The organism is Kitasatospora sp. NPDC056327 (assembly GCF_042261735.1).
Lineage (GTDB): Bacteria > Actinomycetota > Actinomycetes > Streptomycetales > Streptomycetaceae > Kitasatospora.
In genome coordinates this window covers 1-3,424 of the sequence record NZ_JBHJRC010000475.1, presented here as the reverse complement: position 1 = coordinate 3,424, position 3,424 = coordinate 1, and the positions used below count along the sequence as shown (strand labels likewise).

The window sequence follows — 3,424 nt, the reverse complement described above, 5'->3', positions numbered from 1 at the left end:
TTCCCCCCCCCCCCCTCCCACCTCGTGTTTGTTTTGGGCGGGGGGGGGTGTTTTTGTTTAAACCCCCCCCGCCCCGGCCCCCCCCCGCTCCGGGGCCGCCCGGCGACGTCTCGGATCCGCCGCGCGGAACGGATCAGAAGTACACGTCGGTGCAGGAGTAGAACGCGTTGGCCGTGTCGGCGACGTCCCAGACCGAGACGACCACGTGGTGACCGGTGCGACCCGTGGGGAGGGTCCCGGTGTGCGTGGTCGTGGCGGCGGGCTGGCGGCCGTTGTAGGGGACCGTCAGGAACGGGGTCAGGTCCAGGTTGGCCCGGGTGATCTTCTGGGTCGCGTCGTAACCCGGCTTGGTCAGGAAGTACCGGAAGCTCGACGTGGAGTGCCGGGCCTCGATCTCCCAGGTGAAGGTCTGCTGGGCGCCGGCCGTCACCCTGGTGGTCGGCCAGGCTCCGTTGCGCGGGTTGTCCAGCGGCGCCCAGCGGGCGTCGGCGCCCGCGCAGATGGTGCCGTCGGCCGGACCGCGCGTCGGGAAGCCCTTCGGGCCCTCGACGCTCTGCGGCTCCCACTGGATGTCGCCGCAGCTGCGGACGACACCCGCGCCGCACAGGGCCGCACGGCTCGGCGGCAGGTTGATGAACCCGTGCGAGTTGGCCGGGACGGCCAGCGTGAGCGGGACGGCGAGCGCGGCCAGGGCCGCGCCGACGATGTGACGTTTGCGCATGATGCTCCTCCGTGGGGGGATGGAGATTGCGCCCGGCGCAGAGGCGGCGCGAGTGGGGGTGCGCCTACCTGTGATCTTGGCATGCCTGCGCCAGGTGGATGTCCATACCGTAGGGAGCGCCGCGCCTACCGTCAATGGTCTGGACCAGTTTGACGTTCGGTCAGCCGGTGACCGAGCTTCCGGCGACCGCGTCGCCCGACTCGGTCGCCGTCACGACGATCCGCCGGCCTTCCAGCGCCTGGCCGTTCATCGCCGCGATCGCCGCGTCGGCCTCCCGCGCGAGGGCGTAGGCGACATGGCCGTCGCCCTTGGACGCCCCGGTGCGGCAGTCGCGGCGGACGGCGGAGTCGAGCACCCGGCCGTACCGGGAGAAGGTCTGCCGCAGGGTCTCGTCGGTGGTGTCCAGGGAGAGGTTGGCGATCCTGATCCTGGCCATGCGTGTGCGCTCCTCAAGCCGGGGCTGCCCGTTCGACGACGTGCGTCGCCATGCTGTCACGCACCCGTCACGGAACGCAGCCGGTTTCTCGAACTCCCTTACAAGCAAAGGACGGTGGGCCCGGCGGTCCGGTTCCGGCACGATGGCCGGGGGCGGATCGCCGGGCCCACCGGGGAGCGGGGCGCGGGGCCGACGGAGCGGTCGGAGCGGGTCGCGCGGGCGGCCGGGCCGGAACGGGGACGGTCGGCGCGGAACGGAGCGGGGCGAGGGGGCCGGAGCGGCGCGGTCAGCGGCGGATCGTCGGCGTGGACTCGCCGAAGACCCGGAGGCGCTGCTGCTTGTGCAGCCACCGCAGCTCCGCCCCGCAGGCGCGCAGGGCCATGCCGAGGGCGTGCCGCATCGCGCCGTCGACCGCCGAGCGGGCGGTGACCGCGGCCGCCGCCTCGGGCAGCTCGCTGTCGGCGAGGTCGGCGAGCCGGCGGGACGGGTTCCACCCGAGGTCGGCCGCCCCGGCCAGGTCGTCGGCGCCGCCGAGCGGGACGCTGCGCTCGACGGTGATGCCGGTGGCTCCCAGGTCCACGGCGACCGGCAGACCCGCGAGGGCGGCGCTGCGCCGGACCGTGCCCACGAGGCCCAGCGGGACCCCGAGTTCGGCCGGGGTCCGGGCCGTCCGGCGGGCGGCCAGGGCGCCCGGCGGGACGTGCAGGCCGCCGCCGGGGGCGGGCGGTCCGACGACCCGCAGCTCGCCGCCGGTGCCCTCCTGGGTGACGAACAGTCCGAAGACCGGCAGGAACTCGGCGAGCGCGTTGAGCATCGCCGTCTCGACCACCTGGCGCGCCGGGCCCGCGGCGTGCCCGGGCTCCTCCATGACCGCGGCGCCGGTCAGCCGCGGGGAGGGCAGCCAGTCGAGGGCGGCCATGCCCGCGCACCGGTCGGCGTCGTCGGCCGGTCGCGCGGGGCGGATGCGCACCCCGGGGCCCTGGGCACCGAAGGCGACCGGGAGGCCGGCGAGCAGTACCGCGTCGGTGATGCGGTCGGTCAGGGCGGGATCCACCCGACCCGCGGACGGAGCGGCCCCGGCGGGGGCGGGCGGCTGCCGGTGCGACGGGAGAGTCAACGGTGCGGGCCCTTCGGTGCGGTCCCCACCGATGGCTCGCGGGGGACGGGAACGGAGCGGGGCGCCGGGTTCGTCCGGCGCGCTGTCGAACTCCCGTTCCCCGACTGCCGCACCGTCAAACTCCCGTCCCCGAAGACGTGATGACGCCACCGGGACGGCACCGGCCCCGTCCGGCCGGGGAGTCCGGCCGGGCGTGTGCGAAGTGCGCCGGGGGCGCGCGGTGCTTCGTGCACCACGGCCGCACCGCTCCCGCCCGGGCCGCCGGGTGCCCGGGCGGACCGTGCCGACGGCGGCGGACCGTCCGCGCCGGCCGGGAAAGCCGCAGGTCGGCCGGGGCCACGGCGCTCCGGACCGGGAACCGGCCGGACAAACCCGCGCGCGGGAGCCCGCGCGCCCGCCGTCCGCACCACGGGGCGCCGGTGCCCCACCCTTGGCCCCGGTCCCGGGGATCCGCACGATCTCAGGTGTCCGGCCGCTCGCCGGCCGCCACGCCGTCCCCAGGAGGCCACATGCCGATCTCGCGCACCCGCACGACCGCCACCGCGGCCGTCACCGCCGCCACCGCCGTCGCCCTCCTCCTCTCCGTGACCGGGACCGCCACCGGCGCGACCCGCGCGCTCAGCCGCTTCGACGACGGCAGCCTGGAAACGCCCAAGGTCGCCGCGAACGCCTTCCAGGGGCTCAACGCCGGGTCGGCCATCGGCCCGTGGCGGGTCACCGCGGGAACGGTCGACCACATCGGCGCCGGCTACTGGCAGGCCGCCGAGGGCGACCAGTCGCTCGACCTGAGCGGCGGCAACGCCGGGACGGTCGCGCAGACGTTCACCACCACGCCCGGCACGACGTACTCGGTGACGTACTCCCTGGCCGGCAACCCGAACGCCGGACCGGTGGTGAAGACCGGGCAGGCGCTGATCGACGGCCAGGAGTTCCAGGCCTTCTCCTTCGACGTCACCGGCAGGACCCGTGCGGCCATGGGCTACGTGACCCGGCAGTTCGCCTTCGTGGCGATCAACGCCTCCACCACGCTGGCGTTCCGCAGCACCACCAACAGCAACGCCGGCCCCGTCCTGGACAACGTCCAGGTGCTGCCGTGCGCCGGGCCCTCCGGGCCCTGAGACGGCGGGCGGAGCGCGGGACCGGTGACGGC

At 75.6% G+C, this 3,424-nt stretch carries 4 protein-coding genes; 1 reads left to right on the top strand and 3 read right to left on the bottom strand.

Translation table 11 applies throughout. From position 1 onward, the window contains the following. Positions 1-133: 133 nt before the first annotated feature. From ACFCX4_RS35385 to ACFCX4_RS35375, 3 genes are all read right to left on the bottom strand, one after another. Positions 134-721 carry a lytic polysaccharide monooxygenase gene (locus tag ACFCX4_RS35385; protein WP_376151442.1) on the bottom strand — a complete coding sequence of 196 codons (588 nt, stop codon included), beginning with the start codon at positions 719-721 and terminating at the stop codon, positions 134-136. 160 nt (positions 722-881) lie between these two features. After that, positions 882-1,157, bottom strand: a complete 276-nt coding sequence (locus tag ACFCX4_RS35380) for an RNA-binding protein (RefSeq protein WP_376151440.1) — start codon at positions 1,155-1,157, stop codon at positions 882-884. A 286-nt stretch (positions 1,158-1,443) separates the two neighbouring features. Then, positions 1,444-2,211 (bottom strand): hypothetical protein, encoded by a 768-nt coding sequence (locus ACFCX4_RS35375; RefSeq protein ID WP_376151438.1) that lies wholly within the window; start codon positions 2,209-2,211, stop codon positions 1,444-1,446. Positions 2,212-2,783: 572 nt separating this feature from the next. On the opposite strand from ACFCX4_RS35375, the gene ACFCX4_RS35370 reads away from it, so the two are divergent. Next, the gene (locus ACFCX4_RS35370; RefSeq protein ID WP_376151436.1) at positions 2,784-3,392 is read left to right on the top strand and encodes a choice-of-anchor C family protein; all 609 of its coding nucleotides are present in this window, start codon (positions 2,784-2,786) and stop codon (positions 3,390-3,392) included. The last annotated feature ends 32 nt before the right edge of the window (positions 3,393-3,424 follow it).

What these genes read in the sequence shown, in the direction of transcription:
- ACFCX4_RS35370 (WP_376151436.1), top strand. Translation starts at nt 2,784, where the DNA reads ATGCCGATCTCGCGCACCCGCACGACCGCCACCGCGGCCGTCACCGCC.
- ACFCX4_RS35380 (WP_376151440.1), bottom strand. Translation starts at nt 1,157, where the DNA reads ATGGCCAGGATCAGGATCGCCAACCTCTCCCTGGACACCACCGACGAG.
- ACFCX4_RS35385 (WP_376151442.1), bottom strand. Translation starts at nt 721, where the DNA reads ATGCGCAAACGTCACATCGTCGGCGCGGCCCTGGCCGCGCTCGCCGTC.